This window comes from Amycolatopsis rhizosphaerae, from assembly GCF_007713715.1.
GTDB lineage: Bacteria > Actinomycetota > Actinomycetes > Mycobacteriales > Pseudonocardiaceae > Amycolatopsis_E > Amycolatopsis_E rhizosphaerae.
Genome location: NZ_VJWX01000150.1, coordinates 1 through 14,211 on the forward strand (window position 1 = coordinate 1; position 14,211 = coordinate 14,211).

Annotated in this window: 18 protein-coding genes and 1 pseudogene; 6 read left to right on the top strand and 13 right to left on the bottom strand. The window is 71.0% G+C overall.

Annotation, left to right across the window (positions count from 1 at the left end):
* From FNH05_RS38845 to FNH05_RS16655, 3 genes and pseudogenes are all read left to right on the top strand, one after another.
* Positions 1-249, top strand: a pseudogene (locus FNH05_RS38845) (hypothetical protein); the annotation flags it as partial.
* 58 nt (positions 250-307) lie between these two features.
* Positions 308-1,096 carry an SDR family oxidoreductase gene (locus FNH05_RS16650; RefSeq protein WP_144589216.1) on the top strand — a complete coding sequence of 263 codons (789 nt, stop codon included), beginning with the start codon at positions 308-310 and terminating at the stop codon, positions 1,094-1,096.
* Positions 1,093-2,163, top strand: a complete 1,071-nt coding sequence (locus tag FNH05_RS16655) for an NAD(P)H-dependent amine dehydrogenase family protein (protein ID WP_144589218.1) — start codon at positions 1,093-1,095, stop codon at positions 2,161-2,163. The genes FNH05_RS16650 and FNH05_RS16655 overlap by 4 nt, the downstream gene beginning before the upstream one ends.
* On the opposite strand, the gene lgt is transcribed toward FNH05_RS16655, so the two are convergent.
* The 9 genes from lgt to FNH05_RS16695 form a co-directional block, all read right to left on the bottom strand.
* Complete coding sequence (lgt, locus tag FNH05_RS16660; protein ID WP_246127779.1) at positions 2,107-3,207, bottom strand: prolipoprotein diacylglyceryl transferase; 1,101 nt, start codon at positions 3,205-3,207, stop codon at positions 2,107-2,109. The two genes, FNH05_RS16655 and lgt, sit on opposite strands and share 57 nt — an antisense overlap.
* Before the next feature lie 222 nt (positions 3,208-3,429).
* Positions 3,430-4,065 (bottom strand): peptidoglycan recognition protein family protein, encoded by a 636-nt coding sequence (locus FNH05_RS16665; RefSeq protein ID WP_144589220.1) that lies wholly within the window; start codon positions 4,063-4,065, stop codon positions 3,430-3,432.
* 136 nt (positions 4,066-4,201) lie between these two features.
* Positions 4,202-4,372 (bottom strand): hypothetical protein, encoded by a 171-nt coding sequence (locus FNH05_RS38095; RefSeq protein ID WP_186382580.1) that lies wholly within the window; start codon positions 4,370-4,372, stop codon positions 4,202-4,204.
* A 23-nt stretch (positions 4,373-4,395) separates the two neighbouring features.
* The gene (locus FNH05_RS16670; RefSeq protein WP_144589222.1) at positions 4,396-4,899 is read right to left on the bottom strand and encodes a DUF3291 domain-containing protein; all 504 of its coding nucleotides are present in this window, start codon (positions 4,897-4,899) and stop codon (positions 4,396-4,398) included.
* A 21-nt stretch (positions 4,900-4,920) separates the two neighbouring features.
* Positions 4,921-5,724, bottom strand: coding sequence for a tryptophan synthase subunit alpha (gene trpA / locus FNH05_RS16675; RefSeq protein ID WP_144589224.1), 804 nt, complete (start codon positions 5,722-5,724; stop codon positions 4,921-4,923).
* Positions 5,725-5,729: 5 nt separating this feature from the next.
* Positions 5,730-6,971, bottom strand: a complete 1,242-nt coding sequence (trpB, locus tag FNH05_RS16680) for a tryptophan synthase subunit beta (RefSeq protein WP_425458453.1) — start codon at positions 6,969-6,971, stop codon at positions 5,730-5,732.
* Positions 6,950-7,759, bottom strand: a complete 810-nt coding sequence (trpC, locus tag FNH05_RS16685) for an indole-3-glycerol phosphate synthase TrpC (RefSeq protein ID WP_144589228.1) — start codon at positions 7,757-7,759, stop codon at positions 6,950-6,952. The genes trpB and trpC overlap by 22 nt, the downstream gene beginning before the upstream one ends.
* A gap of 212 nt (positions 7,760-7,971) precedes the next feature.
* The gene (locus tag FNH05_RS16690) at positions 7,972-8,505 is read right to left on the bottom strand and encodes a Trp biosynthesis-associated membrane protein (protein ID WP_246127780.1); all 534 of its coding nucleotides are present in this window, start codon (positions 8,503-8,505) and stop codon (positions 7,972-7,974) included.
* On the bottom strand, positions 8,498-10,066 hold the full coding sequence (locus FNH05_RS16695) for an anthranilate synthase component I (RefSeq protein ID WP_144589230.1): 1,569 nt from the start codon (positions 10,064-10,066) through the stop codon (positions 8,498-8,500). Before FNH05_RS16695 ends, FNH05_RS16690 begins: the two co-directional genes overlap by 8 nt.
* Before the next feature lie 95 nt (positions 10,067-10,161).
* On the opposite strand from FNH05_RS16695, the gene FNH05_RS16700 reads away from it, so the two are divergent.
* Complete coding sequence (locus FNH05_RS16700) at positions 10,162-10,791, top strand: TetR/AcrR family transcriptional regulator (protein ID WP_144589231.1); 630 nt, start codon at positions 10,162-10,164, stop codon at positions 10,789-10,791.
* Between the two features lie 8 nt (positions 10,792-10,799).
* Here the strand turns inward: FNH05_RS16700 and FNH05_RS16705 are convergent, their stop codons facing one another.
* The 4 genes from FNH05_RS16705 to hisF form a co-directional block, all read right to left on the bottom strand.
* Entirely contained in the window at positions 10,800-11,114 is a 315-nt protein-coding gene (locus FNH05_RS16705; RefSeq protein WP_144589233.1) for a hypothetical protein, read from the bottom strand.
* Between the two features lie 187 nt (positions 11,115-11,301).
* Positions 11,302-11,655: a phosphoribosyl-AMP cyclohydrolase gene (hisI, locus tag FNH05_RS16710; RefSeq protein ID WP_144589236.1), complete on the bottom strand. Its 354-nt coding sequence runs from the start codon at positions 11,653-11,655 to the stop codon at positions 11,302-11,304.
* On the bottom strand, positions 11,652-12,023 hold the full coding sequence (locus tag FNH05_RS16715; RefSeq protein ID WP_144589238.1) for a hypothetical protein: 372 nt from the start codon (positions 12,021-12,023) through the stop codon (positions 11,652-11,654). Before FNH05_RS16715 ends, hisI begins: the two co-directional genes overlap by 4 nt.
* On the bottom strand, positions 12,020-12,793 hold the full coding sequence (hisF, locus tag FNH05_RS16720) for an imidazole glycerol phosphate synthase subunit HisF (RefSeq protein WP_144589240.1): 774 nt from the start codon (positions 12,791-12,793) through the stop codon (positions 12,020-12,022). The genes FNH05_RS16715 and hisF overlap by 4 nt, the downstream gene beginning before the upstream one ends.
* A gap of 62 nt (positions 12,794-12,855) precedes the next feature.
* Between hisF and FNH05_RS16725 the strand changes: the two genes are divergently transcribed.
* On the top strand, positions 12,856-13,707 hold the full coding sequence (locus FNH05_RS16725) for a hypothetical protein (RefSeq protein WP_144589242.1): 852 nt from the start codon (positions 12,856-12,858) through the stop codon (positions 13,705-13,707).
* 10 nt (positions 13,708-13,717) lie between these two features.
* The gene (locus FNH05_RS16730) at positions 13,718-14,107 is read left to right on the top strand and encodes a PPOX class F420-dependent oxidoreductase (protein WP_144589244.1); all 390 of its coding nucleotides are present in this window, start codon (positions 13,718-13,720) and stop codon (positions 14,105-14,107) included.
* The last annotated feature ends 104 nt before the right edge of the window (positions 14,108-14,211 follow it).

Below are 14,211 nucleotides of genomic sequence, written 5' to 3' on the forward strand. Positions count from 1 at the left end.
CCGCCACCGCCGCCCGTCCCGCCGAAACCGGCCACACCCGGAAAACCGGCCACGCCGCCGGCACCGCCACGTGCGGCACGTCCGCCGGCTCGCCGGGAAGAACCGGGACCGGAGGACTACTTCGAAGACCCGCTGTCGGCGGGCAGGCGGCCGAAGCCGTCGGATCCGCCTCCCCGGAGCAGCCGTCCCCCGCGGCGCGACGACGGGCCGGACGACGACGACTACTTCGGCGGTTCCCTGCTCCGCTGACGCCGGGAAGCGGAAGCGGAGACTGCCGGAAGAAACTAGAACCTGTTACCGTTTCCGTATGATCCTCGATCGCTTCCTGGTGACGGGCAAGGTCGCCGTGGTCACCGGTTCCGGGCGCGGCATCGGCGCCGCCGCCGCGGTCGCGCTGGCCGAGGCCGGTGCCGACGTCGTCCTTTCCTCCCGCACCGAAGAAGATCTGAAGAAGGTGGCGGCCCTGGTCGCCGAAACCGGTCGGCGGGCCCACGTGGTGCCCGCCGACCTCGGCGACCCGGCGGCGGCGGCAGCGCTCGCCGCCGCCGCGGTCGACGCCTTCGGACGCCTCGACATCGTGGTCAACAACGTCGGCGGCACCTACCCGCGCCCGCTGCTGGAGACCACGCCCGAATTCCTGGAAGAGGCGTTCCGGTTCAACGTGGCGACCGCGCACGCGCTCACCACCGCGGCGGTTCCCGCGATGCTCGAAGCCGGGGGCGGCTCGGTGGTCAACATCTCCTCCGTCATGGGGCGCGTCGCCGGGCGCGGCTTCGCCGCCTACGGCACCGCCAAGGCCGCGCTCGCGCACTACACCCGGCTCGCCGCGCTGGACCTCTCGCCCCGGATCCGGGTCAACGCGATCGCGGTCGGTTCGGTCGCCACCTCGGCACTGGACATCGTGGTGGGCAACCCGGAGATCCGCGGAAGGATGGAATCCGCCACCCCGCTGCAGCGGATCGGCGAGCCGGAGGACATCGCCGCGGCGATCCTGTACCTGGCGTCCCCGGCCGGCGCCTACCTCACGGGCAAGGTCCTGGAGGTCGACGGCGGGCTCCAGGTGCCCAACCTCGAACTGGGGCTGCCGGACCTATGACCTACCGCGTCGTGCAGTGGAGCACCGGAAACGTGGGCCGTCACGCGATCGCCGGTATCGACGCCCACCCCGGCCTGGAACTGGCCGGGGTGTGGGTGTCCGATCCGGCCAAGGCGGGCCGGGACGCCGGTGAACTGGCCGGCCTCGGCCGGGAACTGGGCATCACGGCGACGGGCGACGTCGATGCCCTGCTCGCCCTGCGGCCCGACTGCGTCGTCTACACCGCGATGGCGGACGACCGGCTGGCGGAGGCGCTGCAGGACCTCGCGCTCCTCCTGCGCGCCGGGATCAACGTGGTGTCGAGCAGTCCGGTGTTCCTGCAGTTCCCCACCGGGGTGGTGCCGCCCGGGGTCACCGATCCGGTGCGCGAGGCGGCGGCGGAGGGCGGCGCCTCGCTGTGGGTCAACGGGGTCGATCCCGGGTTCGCCAACGACTGGCTGCCCCTGGTGCTCACCGGGGTGTGCGAACGCATCGACCAGGTGCGCTGCCTGGAAATCCTGGACTACTCGACCTATCGCAACCGCAAGGTGCTCTTCGACATCATGGGCTTCGGCGGTTCACTCGACGAGACGCCGATGCTGCTCCAACCCGGTGTGCTGAGCCTGGCGTGGGGCAGCGTCGTCCGGCAACTGGCCGCGGGTCTCGGCGTGGAGCTCGACGGCGTCGAGCAGAGCCACGAACGCGTGCCCGCCCCCGAGAGCTTCGAGATCCCGAGCGGAACCATCGCGAAGGGCACCGCCGCCGCGCTGCGTTTCGAAGTACGGGGCATGCGGGCGGGACGCGCGGTGTGCGTGCTCGAACACGTCACCCGGCTGCGGCCCGACCTGGCACCGGACTGGCCCCAGCCCGCCGGGCAGGGCTGCTACCGGGTCGAGGTGACCGGCGAGCCGCACTACACGCTCGACCTGCGGCTGGTCGGTTCCGACGGCGACCACAACACCGCCGGGCTCAAGGCGACGGCGATGCGGCTGGTCAACGCGATTCCGGCGGTGGTCGAGGCCCCGCCGGGGCTATTGACCGCCCTCGACCTTCCGCTGATCACCGGCCGAGGCCTGGTCCGCGGCTGACGCGGCGTTCTCCTTCTCGCGCGGCTCGCTGCCGGGGACGCCCTCTCCGTCACCGCCGGGCTCGACGGTGTCCCCGGCAGCGTCCCCAGTGGTGTCTCCAGGGGTGTCCCCAGTGGTGTCTTCAGCGGTGTCTTCAGCGGTGTATCCGGTGTCTCCGGTGTTCCCACTGGCGATGACCTCACGGGGGCCGAGGCGGCGGGCCAGCACGAAGTACACCATCGCTCCGGCGAACACCACCAGCGAGGTGAGCACGTTGATCCGCAGGCCGAACACGTGCGTGGCATCGTCGGTGCGCATCAGCTCGACCCAGAACCGGCCCAGCGTGTACCCGCCCACGTACAGCGCGAACGCCCGGCCGTGCCCGAGCTTGAACCGCCGGTCCGCCCAGACCACGAGCACGGCCACGCCGAGGTTCCAGATCAGCTCGTAGAGGAACGTGGGATGCACCGGGCTGTCCGGCAGCGGGATGTGCCCGAAGGCCACCCCGTTCGGCCCCTGGTCGGGGATGGACGGGTTGTTCGGGTCGAAACGCTGGTAGATCTCCAGTGCCCACGGCAGCGTCGTGTGCGCGCCGTAGAGCTCCTGGTTGAAGTAGTTGCCGAGCCGTCCGATGGCCTGCGCGGTGACGATGCCCGGCGCGATCGCGTCGGCCATGGCGGGCAGCGGGATGCCTTTGCGGCGGCAGCCGATCCACGCGCCAACGCCGCCCAGCGCGATCGCACCCCAGATGCCGAGGCCGCCGTCCCAGATGTAGAGCGCCCTGATCGGCTCCTTGCCGGGACCGAAGTAGCGCCACCAGTCGGTCATCACGTGGTAGAGGCGGCCCCCGACCAGGCCGAACGGCACCGCGAACACGGCGATGTCCACCACCGCGCCCTTTTCGCCGCCGCGCTGCACCCAGCGCCGGTCACCCCACCAGATCGCGACCACGATGCCGGCGATGATGCACAGGGCATAGGCCCGGATCGGAAGCGGGCCGAGATGCCAGACCCCCTGTTCCGGGCTGGGGATCGTCGCGAGGAACACAGCCGAGGCGGTATGCACGGGGCCACCGTAACGTGTCGCCGCCGGTCACGGGCGCCCCGGTGGCCATGCCACGCCGTGAGGGGTCCCCTCACGGTCGTATTTGCCAGGGTTCCGGCAAAGTCCGGTCCGCTCGGCGCTGCCCGGCGAGTCCCACGCTCAGGCAGGAATGGGGCAAAGCCGTGAAGGGTCCCTTCACAGCCGTATCGACTGTGAAGGGACCCTTCACGGCCAACACTCGGTTCAGCCCAGGGCGGCGGCGACGTCCGAGCGCAGTTTCGCGAGCTTCCCGTAGAACGCCTCACCCGGGCATTCGGTGTTGTAGTAGTCCCGGTGTCCCTTGATCTCCGCCACGGGAATGCCGTACTGGGAACACGTGTACGCGCACAGCGCCACCAGTGCCTTCCACTGCGCCTGCGTGGGCAGCTCGGTGATGTAGGTGCCCTCGTTTTCGATGCCGATCGCGCTCTCGTTCTGCCCTGGACAGTGCGCGCCGCGGATCATCCGCGTGCCCGAGCGCAGCGCCGCCAGGCTGCCGTGCCGCCCTTCGAGCCGGTACCCGCCCCGGCTGACGGTGAAATGCTGACCGGTGTCGGCCCAGCCGTTGTTGTCCATGTGGTCGTGCTGGTCGTCGCGGGCCACCTGGAAGGCGTGGGCCAGTGAGTAGTCAGTGCTGTTGGGGCAGGCGATGTGGTGGATGAGGATCCGCACCGGCTTGTGGTCGAGCGTGACCAGGGTGTCCTGCGGGGGCCGCGCGCCCCACTCGTCGCAACCGTAGATCCGGGGCTCGGCCATCGCCCAGGCGGTCGCGGGGAGCAGCAGGCCGCCGGTGGCGGCGAGGGTCGTGCCGAGGAAAATCCGTCGCGAAAGATCAGCCATGCCCGGCAGTCTGGGCAGCCGCCGTACACAAGTCGTACATTCCGGTCGGCCGCGGAGCCGCCTTTAGGGGGTGTGTCGAAGTGGCTTGCGTGGCGGTGCCAGCTGACAGCGTGGTGCAAGCGGCTGACGCCGCTTCCTAGGACGGGGTGCGGTTGAGGACGGCCGAACCGACCGCGAGCAGGGAACAGAGGGCAAAGATGGCGGTCAGCCACAGCGGCCCGCCCCGCAACACGTTCCAGACGACGCCGCCCGCGGCGAGCGCGGCGACGAGGAGGTTCCGGACCTGCAGGGGCGTCAGCTTGGGCATGTCCGCCACCCTCTCATGGTGTCTCAGGCCGGGCAGAGCCAGTCCGGCCTACCCGGCTCCGGGAGCAGCGAACCCGGCGCGAACGTCTGCCGCAGGGTGAAGGCGTACGGGGTCGGGCCGTGGGCCCGCAGGTGACGGATCCGGTCCTCGGCCTCCGCGGTGTCGGGCCGGTGCCCGGCGGGCACCCACCACAGCGCGGTGACCGCCTCCCGCATCCGTTCGAACCATTCCCGGCGGCGGCGCAGCACCTCGCGGTGCTCGTCGGAGTAGACGAACTCCGCCAGGTCTTCCACCGACCGCCACACCGACATGTTGACGATCACGCCGGAGCTGTCCCCGGCGTCCCACTCGAAGGCCCGGACCGAGGTCGCGTTGCCGTCCTCGGTCTGCATGCGCCACACGAAACCCGGCGCGGCATCGGCGAGCGCGTTGACCGGATCCAGCGCCGCCACGAAGCCGGCCAGTTGCGGATCGGTCAGCGGAGCCAGCAGCCGGGCGATGTTCACCTGAGCGAGTTCGAAGATCACGTGCCCAGTCTGCCGCACCCGTCAGGCGCGCACGAGGGGTTCGCGCACGCCTTCGGCCAGTTCGGCGGTCAGCGCGCGGACCGCCTCCGGACCCTCCTCGGCCTTGCTGACCAGCGCCGATCCGACGATCACCGCGTCCGCGAAACCGGCGACCTCGGCCGCCTGTTCGCGCGACCGCACGCCGAGCCCGACCCCGATCGGCAGGTCGGTGTGCGCACGGGCGCGCCGCACCAGTTCCGCCGCCCCGGTCCCGACCTGGTCGCGGGCCCCGGTCACCCCCATCACCGCGGTGGCGTACAGGAAACCGGAGGTCGCCTTCGTCACCAGGTCGATGCGCTCCTCGGAGGAGGACGGCGCGACCAGGAAGATGCGGTCGAGCCCGTGGCGCCGCGAAGCCTCGATCCACTCGGCGGCCTCGTCCGGGATGAGATCCGGGGTGATCATGCCCAGCCCGCCCGCGGCGGCGAGGTCACGCGCGAAGGCGTCCACGCCGTAGCGGTGCACCGGGTTCCAGTAGGTCATCACCACGGCCCGGCCGCCGCGCTTCGCCACCGATTCGACGACCTCGAACAGGTGGCGCAGGCGGAACCCGCCGTCCAGCGCGGCCTGCGCGGCGCGCTGGATGGTCGGCCCGTCCATCACCGGGTCCGAGTAGGGCACGCCCACCTCGACCAGGTCGGCGCCGCCGTCCAGCATCGCGGCGAACAGTTCCTTCGAAGCCTCGACCGTGGGGTAGCCGGCAGGCAGGTAGCCCACCAGGGCCGCCCGCCCCTCGCTCCTGGTCCGCGCGAACAGACTCGCCAGCCCGGTGTCGCCGCCCGTCACGCCGATCAGTCCACCAATCCGAAGTACTTCGCCGCGGTGTCCATGTCCTTGTCGCCACGACCGGACAGGTTCACCAGGATGAGCGCCTCACGGCCCAGTTCCCTGCCCAGCTGGATCGCACCGGCCAGGGCGTGCGCGGACTCGATGGCCGGGATGATGCCCTCGGTGCGCGACAGCAGCCGCAGCGCCTCCATCGCCTCCGCGTCGGTGATGGGCCGGTATTCGGCGCGCCCGCTGTCCTTGAGCCACGCGTGCTCCGGCCCGACGCCGGGGTAGTCCAGCCCGGCCGAGATCGAGTGCGACTCGAGGGTCTGGCCGTCCTCGTCCTGCAGCAGGTAGGACATGGCACCGTGCAGGTTGCCCTGGCTGCCCTTGGTCAGGGTCGCACCGTGGCGGCCGGTTTCCAGCCCTTCACCGCCGGGTTCGAAGCCGACCAGCCGGACGTCCGGGTCGTCGATGAAGCCGTGGAAGATGCCGATCGCGTTCGATCCACCACCCACACAGGCGGCGACCGCGTCCGGCAGGCGGCCGGTCTGCTCCAGGACCTGCTGCCGGGCCTCCTCGCCGATGATCTTGTGGAAGTTGCGCACCATCATCGGGAACGGGTACGGACCCGCGGCGGTACCGAACAGGTAGTGCGTGGTGTCGGCGTTGGTCACCCAGTCCCGCAGGGCCTCGTTGATCGCGTCCTTGAGGGTGCGCGAACCGGTCTTCACCGGGACGACCTCGGCGCCGAGCAGGCGCATGCGCGCCACGTTCAGTGCCTGGCGCTCGGTGTCCACCTCGCCCATGTAGACCACGCAGTCCAGGCCGAGCAACGCGCAGGCGGTGGCCGTGGCCACCCCGTGCTGACCGGCGCCGGTCTCGGCGATGACGCGCTTCTTGCCCATGCGCCGCGTCAGCAGCGCCTGGCCGAGCACGTTGTTGATCTTGTGCGAACCGGTGTGGTTGAGGTCCTCACGCTTGAGAAAGATCCGCGCGCCCCCGGCGTGCTCACCGAAGCGGGGAGCCTCGGTCAGCAGGGAGGGCCGGTTCGCGTAGTCGCGAAGGAGCCGCTTGAACTCGTTGACGAAGGCGGGGTCGCGGCGGGCCTTGTCGTACTCGGCGGCCACCTCGTCCACGACACCGATCAGTGCCTCCGGCATGAACCGGCCGCCGTAGGGGCCGTAGTAGCCGCGCTCGTCGGGATCGTGCTCGGTGTGCTGGGGGTCGTGCTGGGGGTCGCTCATCGGCTCGGCCTCGGGCAGGCGGGGTGGGAACCGGCGGTGACCAGCTTGATCAGCGCGCCCTTCGGGTCACCGGAGGCGACCAGGCCCTCGCCGACCAGCACGGCGTCCGCCCCGTGGCCGGCGTAGGCCATCAGGTCTCCCGGGCCCCGCACACCCGACTCGGCGACCTTCGTCACGTCGAAGGGCAGTCCGGGGGCGATCCGGCCGAACACGTCGCGGTCCACTTCCAGGGTGTGCAGGTTGCGGGCGTTGATGCCGATCACCTGGGCGCCCGCTTCCAGCGCGCGATCGGCCTCTTCGGTGTTGTGCACCTCGACCAGCGCGGTCATCCCGAGGGACTCCACCCGGTCGAGCAGCGCCACCAGCGCGTTCTGCTCCAGCGCCGCCACGATCAGCAGCACCATGTCCGCGCCGTGCGCGCGGGCCTCGTGCACCTGGTACGGGCTGACGATGAAGTCCTTGCGCAGCAGCGGAACGTCCACCACGGCGCGGACCGCGTCGAAGTCGGCCAGCGAGCCGCCGAACCGGCGCTGCTCGGTGAGCACGCTGATCACGCGCGCACCGGCCTCTTCGTAGTCCTTGGCCAGTGCCGCCGGATCGGCGATCGTGGCGAGCTCGCCCTTGGACGGGCTGCGCCGCTTGACTTCGGCGATCACACCGATCGAGGACTCACGCAACGCGCTTGCCGCGTCACGAGGCGGCACCGCCTTGGCGGCGAGGCGCTTGAGCTCGTCGAACGGCAGCGCCTTCTCACGCTCGGCCAGGTCCGCGCGGACGCCGGCGACGATGTCTTCGAGAACGCTCACCAGGCGCCCCCGTTCCCGGATGACCCCAAGTTTTCACTCGAAAGCTGGCTCACAAACACCTTCCCCTTCCCGCAGAAAAGATGCTAACCCGCCCGCCGTCACGGTCCCGTTCCGGGTCGAACATGCCGTGGTGACGACGAAAATGACCTTCTGAACGACCCGGACCGGCTTGCGCGAGGGCGCAAGCGGCCCCGCGATGGGGAAGCAGCACCCTAACGATCTGTCGGGTCTTTGCCTTCGGAGAGCGCCTCCCACAGGTCGGTACCGGGCTCCCGCGCCGCCTTGCGCGCGCCGGGCGCGGCGTAGCGGGCACCCAGGCGCGGCATCGCACCGGCGCGCCTGGTGGCCAGCAACCCGCCGAGGAGCAACAAAATTCCCCCGAGCAAAGCCAGTCCGCGCCCGGTGAACACCTGCCACACCGGAGTACCGCCGGGGAAACCGCCGAACCGCACTCCGGCGACGGCGATCCAGCCCGCGGCCAGACCGGCCAGCGCCAGTACGCCCCCGAGCAGCCGCCGGGGCCAGCCACCGGTCGCCACGACCCCGGCGACCCCGGCGACGGCGAGCACCGCCAGCGGCACCAGTGCGCCGGAATGCTCGGCACCGGTCTGCGTTTCCAGAACCTGGCCCTGGATCGCGGCCGCGCGCAGCGAGGCCGACCAGACCAGGCGGGACGAACCCCACAGCGCCGCCGCTCCCAGCAGCAACGCCGTGATGATCGTCCACAGTGGACGCCGCTCAGACACCGGCGGCGTCCTCGGCCGGATCCAGCGCCCGCGCGGGCGCCATGGTCTGCGCCGCGGCGATCGCGGAGAGCACGGTGCGGGCCTTGTTCAGGGACTCGTTGTCCTCGTACTCGGCGACCGAATCGGCCACCACGCCGCCGCCCGCCTGCACGTAGGCCATGCCCTCGCGCACCAGTGCGGTGCGGATCGCGATCGCGGTGTCGGCGTCACCGGCGAAGTCCAGGTAGCCGACCACGCCGCCGTAAAGCCCGCGGCGCACCGGTTCCAGCTCCTCGATGAGCTCCATCGCCCGCACCTTCGGCGCGCCGGACAGCGTGCCCGCCGGGAAGCAGGCGGCGACGGCGTCGAACGCGGTACGGCCCTCGGCGAGCTCACCCGTGACGGTGGACACGATGTGCATCACGTGGCTGTAGCGCTCGATGGTGAAGAACTCCACGACCCGCACCGTGCCGGGCTTGCACACCTTGCCGAGGTCGTTGCGGCCGAGGTCGACCAGCATCAGATGCTCGGCGCGTTCCTTTTCGTCGGCGAGCAGGTCCTTCGCCAGCTGCGCGTCCTCCTCGGGATCGGCGCCGCGCCAGCGGGTTCCGGCGATGGGGTGGGTGGTGGCGCGGCCGTCGCGCACCGTGACCAGCGACTCCGGGCTGGAGCCGACGATGTCGAAGCCGTCCAGCCGCAGGAGGTACATGTACGGGCTGGGGTTGGAGGTGCGCAGCACCCGGTAGATGTCCAGCGCGTCCGCCTGGTTGGCGATCTCGAACCGTTGCGAGGGAACGATCTGGAACGCCTCACCGGCCTTGATCGCCTCGACCGCCCGCTCCACCGCCCGGTAGTAGTCCTCCTGGCTGCGATGCCGGGTGAACGCCGGCTCGGGCCGCTCGAACACCGCCGTGGTGGAGGGCGCCGGGGCACGCAACTGCTCGGTCATCCACTCCAGCCGGCGCACCGCGTCGTCGTAGGCGGCGTCCACCCGCTCGGGCGAGTCGTCCCAGTTGACCGCGTTCGCGATCAGCGTGACGGAGCCCTCGTGGTGGTCGAAGGCGGCCAGGTCGGTGGCCAGGAGCATGGTCAGCTCGGGGATGTCCAGGTCCTTCTCGGCCAGCTCGGGCAGCCGTTCCAGCCAGCGGACCGCGTCGTAGCCGATGTAGCCGACCATGCCGCCGGTCAGCGGCGGCAGACCGGGCAGCGGTTCGGTGTGCAGGGCCGAGACCGTCTCCCGCAGCACGGCCAGCGGGTTGCCCTCGGTGGGCAGCCCCACCGGCGGGGTGCCCGTCCACACCGCCTTGCCGTCGCGCACGGTCAGCGCCGCGGGGCTGCGCACGCCGATGAAGGACCATCGTGACCAGGACTGTCCGTTCTCCGCCGACTCGAACAGGAAGGTGCCGGGGCGGTCCGCGGCGAGCTTGCGATACACGCCGACCGGGGTCTCCCCGTCGGCGAGCAACCGCCGCACCACCGGGATGACCCGGCGGGAGGAGGCCAGTGCGCGGAAGTCGTCCCGGGCGGGGCTCACCGAACCGAGCCCGCCGGACGCGGAATTCGCGGAGTGGACAGAGACCATAGAAACCATTGTGCCGCTCGCGCCGGGAAGCTCCGGCACCGGGCGTTAATTCAGTAATCGTTGAATATTTCGGCGGGCCCGGTCATGATGTCACGGTGAGCACCACGGAACCTTCGAAGACGAGCAAACGGCGCGGCAGGCGCCCGGCCGGGCAGGACACCCGGACCGCACTCCTGCAGGCCGCCCGCGAGGCGTTCTCCGAAAACGGCTACGAGGGTGCCACGGTGCGCGCCATCGCCGCCAGGGCCGGGGTGGACGCGGCCATGGTCAACCACTGGTTCGGCGGCAAGGACGCGCTGTTCGCCCAGGCCGTGCTGCAACTGCCGTTCCAGCCCAAGGAACTCGTCGCCGCCCTGATGCTGGGCGACCCCGAGACCCTGGGCGAGCGCATCGTCCGCCGGTTCGTCACCACCTGGGACTCGACCTCCGGGGGCACCTTCCCGGCGCTCGTCCGCAGCCTGGCCAGCCACGACAAGGCCGCGATCGGGCTGCGGGACTTCCTCATCGACAGCATTCTCAACGAGATCATGGCGGCGCTGCGGGCCGACCAGGCCCCGCTGCGCGCCGCCCTGTGCGCCTCCCAATTGATCGGCATCGGCATGGTGCGGTACGTCGCCCGCTTCGAACCGCTCGGCTCGGCGGACGTGGAAACCGTGGTCGCCGCGGTGGCCCCGAATCTGCAGCGCTACCTGACCGGCGACCTCGGTTCACCCCGTTCGAATTGAATTCCCGCTCATTCACGGGGAACCGGTTCCGGCCCCGCTGCGGCGGCCAGTCCGAGGCGGAACATGGCGCGGTCCACATCGTTCACGTGTTCCACGGCGATACGTTCCGCGGCCCGGATCGAGAACAGCGCGGTGTCCAGGAACTGCCGCAGATCGGCGGCGTCCGTTGTGGACAGTTCCCCGGGATTGTCCATGTCCGCCTTGGACACCTCGTCCACCGCGGACTCCACCGCCAGCAGATCGCTCATCGTGTCGTCCAGCTTGCCCAGCAGATGCCGCGCCCGGGCGCGCAGCTGTTCGTAATAGGTTCTCGTATCGCTCATCGTCGCGCCCCTCCAGAAAAATCGTGCGACTGACCGGCACCACATTTCCGAAGATCCACCCACTTGGCAACGAATCAGACAACGCGATCCGAAGTTCACCCGGAAGGGAGAGAAGAGCCGCTGCCGTTGGCCGTGAAGGGTCCCTTCACAGCCGAATCGACCGTGAAGGGTCCCTTCACGGCTCGCCTCAGGCGTCGTCGGCCAGTAGCAGGCGCTCGCGGGTGTCGAAGCAGCTGTGCGTGCCGGTGTGGCAGGCCGGGCCGGTCTGGTCGACGCGCACCAGCACCGTGTCCGCGTCGCAGTCCAGCCGCACCTCGCGCACGCGCTGCGTGTGCCCCGAGGTGGCGCCCTTGACCCACAACTCCTTGCGGCTGCGGGAATAGTAGGTGCCCTCGCGGGTGGTCAGCGTGCGCTCCAGCGCCTCGTCGTTCATCCACGCGACCATGAGCACGTCCGAGGTGCGGTGTTCGACCACGACCGCGCAGATGAGACCGTCCGCGTTGCGCTTGAGCCGCGCCGACAGTTCCGGATCCAGGCTCACGCCGCATCTCCCAGCAGGTAACGGCGCATCGGCCCCGAATTCAACAGCACTCCCGTGTAGACATAGCCGGCCGCGAGCAGGCCGGAGAACAGCTTGAACCACATCACCGCGCTCGCCAGCAGCAGGAACGCGTGCAGGATCGCCAGCAACGCGACCACCGCGAACCCCAGGAACCGCGCCGACGGCATCCGCAGCGCCAGCCCGCCCGCCACCAGGCCGCCGAGCACCAGGCTCGCCAGCGGCAGCAACAGGGTGCGCGGGGACGCCTCCGAGGTGGTCACGATGATCGCGCCCAGCGCCACGTAGGCCAGTCCCAGCCCGAGCAGCAGCCCGATGGTCACCCTGACCTCGACGGCCACCCGCTTCACCGGACCTCGACTCCCCCGGCGCGCAGGGCTTCCTTCACGTCGCCGATCTTCAACTGTCCGAAGTGGAACACACTGGCGGCGAGCACCGCGTCGGCCCCGGCCCGCACCGCGGGCAGGAAGTGCGCGACCTCGCCCGCCCCGCCGCTGGCGATGACCGGCACCCTCACCGCACGGCGGGTCAGCCGGATCAGCTCCAGGTCGAAACCGGCCTTCGTGCCGTCGGCGTCCATCGAGTTGAGCAGGATCTCCCCGACCCCGAGTTCCTCGGCGCGCGCCGCCCACTCCACGGCGTCGATGCCGGTGCCGCGGCGGCCGCCGTGGGTGGTCACCTCGAAGCCCGACGGGGTCGGCTCCCCGCCCTCGGGCACCCGTCGCGCGTCCACGGACAGCACGATGCACTGCGCCCCGAACCGCCGCGAAGCCTCGTGCAGCAGTTCCGGCCGGGCGATGGCCGCGGTGTTGATGCTCACCTTGTCCGCCCCGGCCCGCAGCAGGCGGTCCACGTCGTCGCAGCTGCGCACGCCCCCGCCGACCGTCAGCGGGATGAACACCTGCTCGGCGGTGCGCCGGACCACGTCGAAGGTGGTCTCGCGGTTGCCCGAGGAGGCGGTGACATCGAGGAAGGTCAGCTCGTCCGCGCCTTCGGCGTCGTAGGCACGCGCCAGTTCCACCGGATCACCCGCGTCCCGCAGGTCGGCGAAGTTCACGCCCTTGACCACCCGACCGGCGTCCACGTCCAAACAGGGAATCACCCGTACCGCTACCGACATACGCCCAGCTTAGAGGCCAAGGGGGAACCCCCGTCCCGCCGAGCCGCGGATAGGGTGGCCGAATGTGGTGGGGACTGGCCTTCGCTTCGCTCGCGGCGGTGGCGTACGGAGTGGCTTCGGTACTGCAGGCGGTCGCGGCCCGCGCCGTCGACACCGGTGAGGCGGGGGTCGACCCGCGCCTGCTGGTGCGGGTGCTCCGGCAGTGGCGCTACCTGCTCGGCCTCGGGCTCGACGCGTTCGGGTTCGTCGCCCAGCTGATCGCGCTGCGGGTGCTGCCGCTCTTCCTGGTCCAGGCCGCGCTGGCCGGAAGCCTCGCGGTCACCGCCGTCGCCGCGATCGCCGTCGGGGCCCGGCTTCGCGCCGCGGAGTGGGCCGCGGTGGTGGCGGTCTGCGCCGGGCTGGCGCTGCTGGGACTGTCCGCCCAGAGCGAGGGTTCCGCCCCCGCCGGGCTGGGTTTCCGGCTCGCGCTCGCGGTCGCGACCGTGCTGCTCGGCGCCGTGGGCATGGCCGCGGGCCGGGCGCCGGAGCGGTTGCGCAGCCCGGCGCTGGGTCTGATCGCGGGGCTGTGCTTCGGGCTGGTCGCGCTCGCCGGGCGCGTGCTGTCGACGAACAGTCTTCTTGCGCTGGTCGGCGATGTGGCGCTGTACGTCATCGCCGGTGCCGGGGTGCTCGCGATGCTGTTCTTCGCCTCGGCACTGCAACGCGGCAGCGTCACCACCGCGACCGGCCTGATGGTGCTCGGGGAGACCGTGGCCCCCTCCGTGATCGGCGTCGCACTGCTCGGCGACAGCACCCGTCCCGGATACACCTTCGTCGCCCTGCTCGGGTTCGTGCTGGCGGTGGCGGCCGCGCTCGCCCTCGCCCGGTTCGGCGAGGTCGAGAAGTCCACAGTGGACGATCACGGAAACGGCTAGACTGGTCGCCATGGCCTCTGAGATCGACCGGCTGGGCGCCGAGAAGTTCGTGCTGCTGACCACCTACCGCCGCGACGGAAGGCCGGTGCCCACCCCGGTCTGGGCCGCCCGCGACGGCGACGAGCTTCTCGTGTGGTCGGAACGGCGGGCGGGCAAGGTCAAGCGCATCCGGGCCGGGGGCAGGGTCACCGTGCAGGCCTGCGATGTCCGCGGCAAGCAGACCCAGGGCCCGGCGGTGACCGGCCAGGCCCGGATTCTCGACGCGGAAGGCTCGGCGCGGGTTCGCCGCGCGATCGCGCGGAAGTACGGCCTGATCGGCCAGGTCACCCTGTTCGCCAGCCGCCTGCGCGGCGGCACCGAACGGACCGTCGGCCTCGCCATCACCCTCGACCACCCGTGAGGGACCCCCTCACGCCGGGCCGGAGGGACCGGGGCAAGCCGTGAAGGGTCCCTTCACAGTCAAATCGACTGTGAAGGGACCCGTCACGGCCGGTTTGGGGGGCG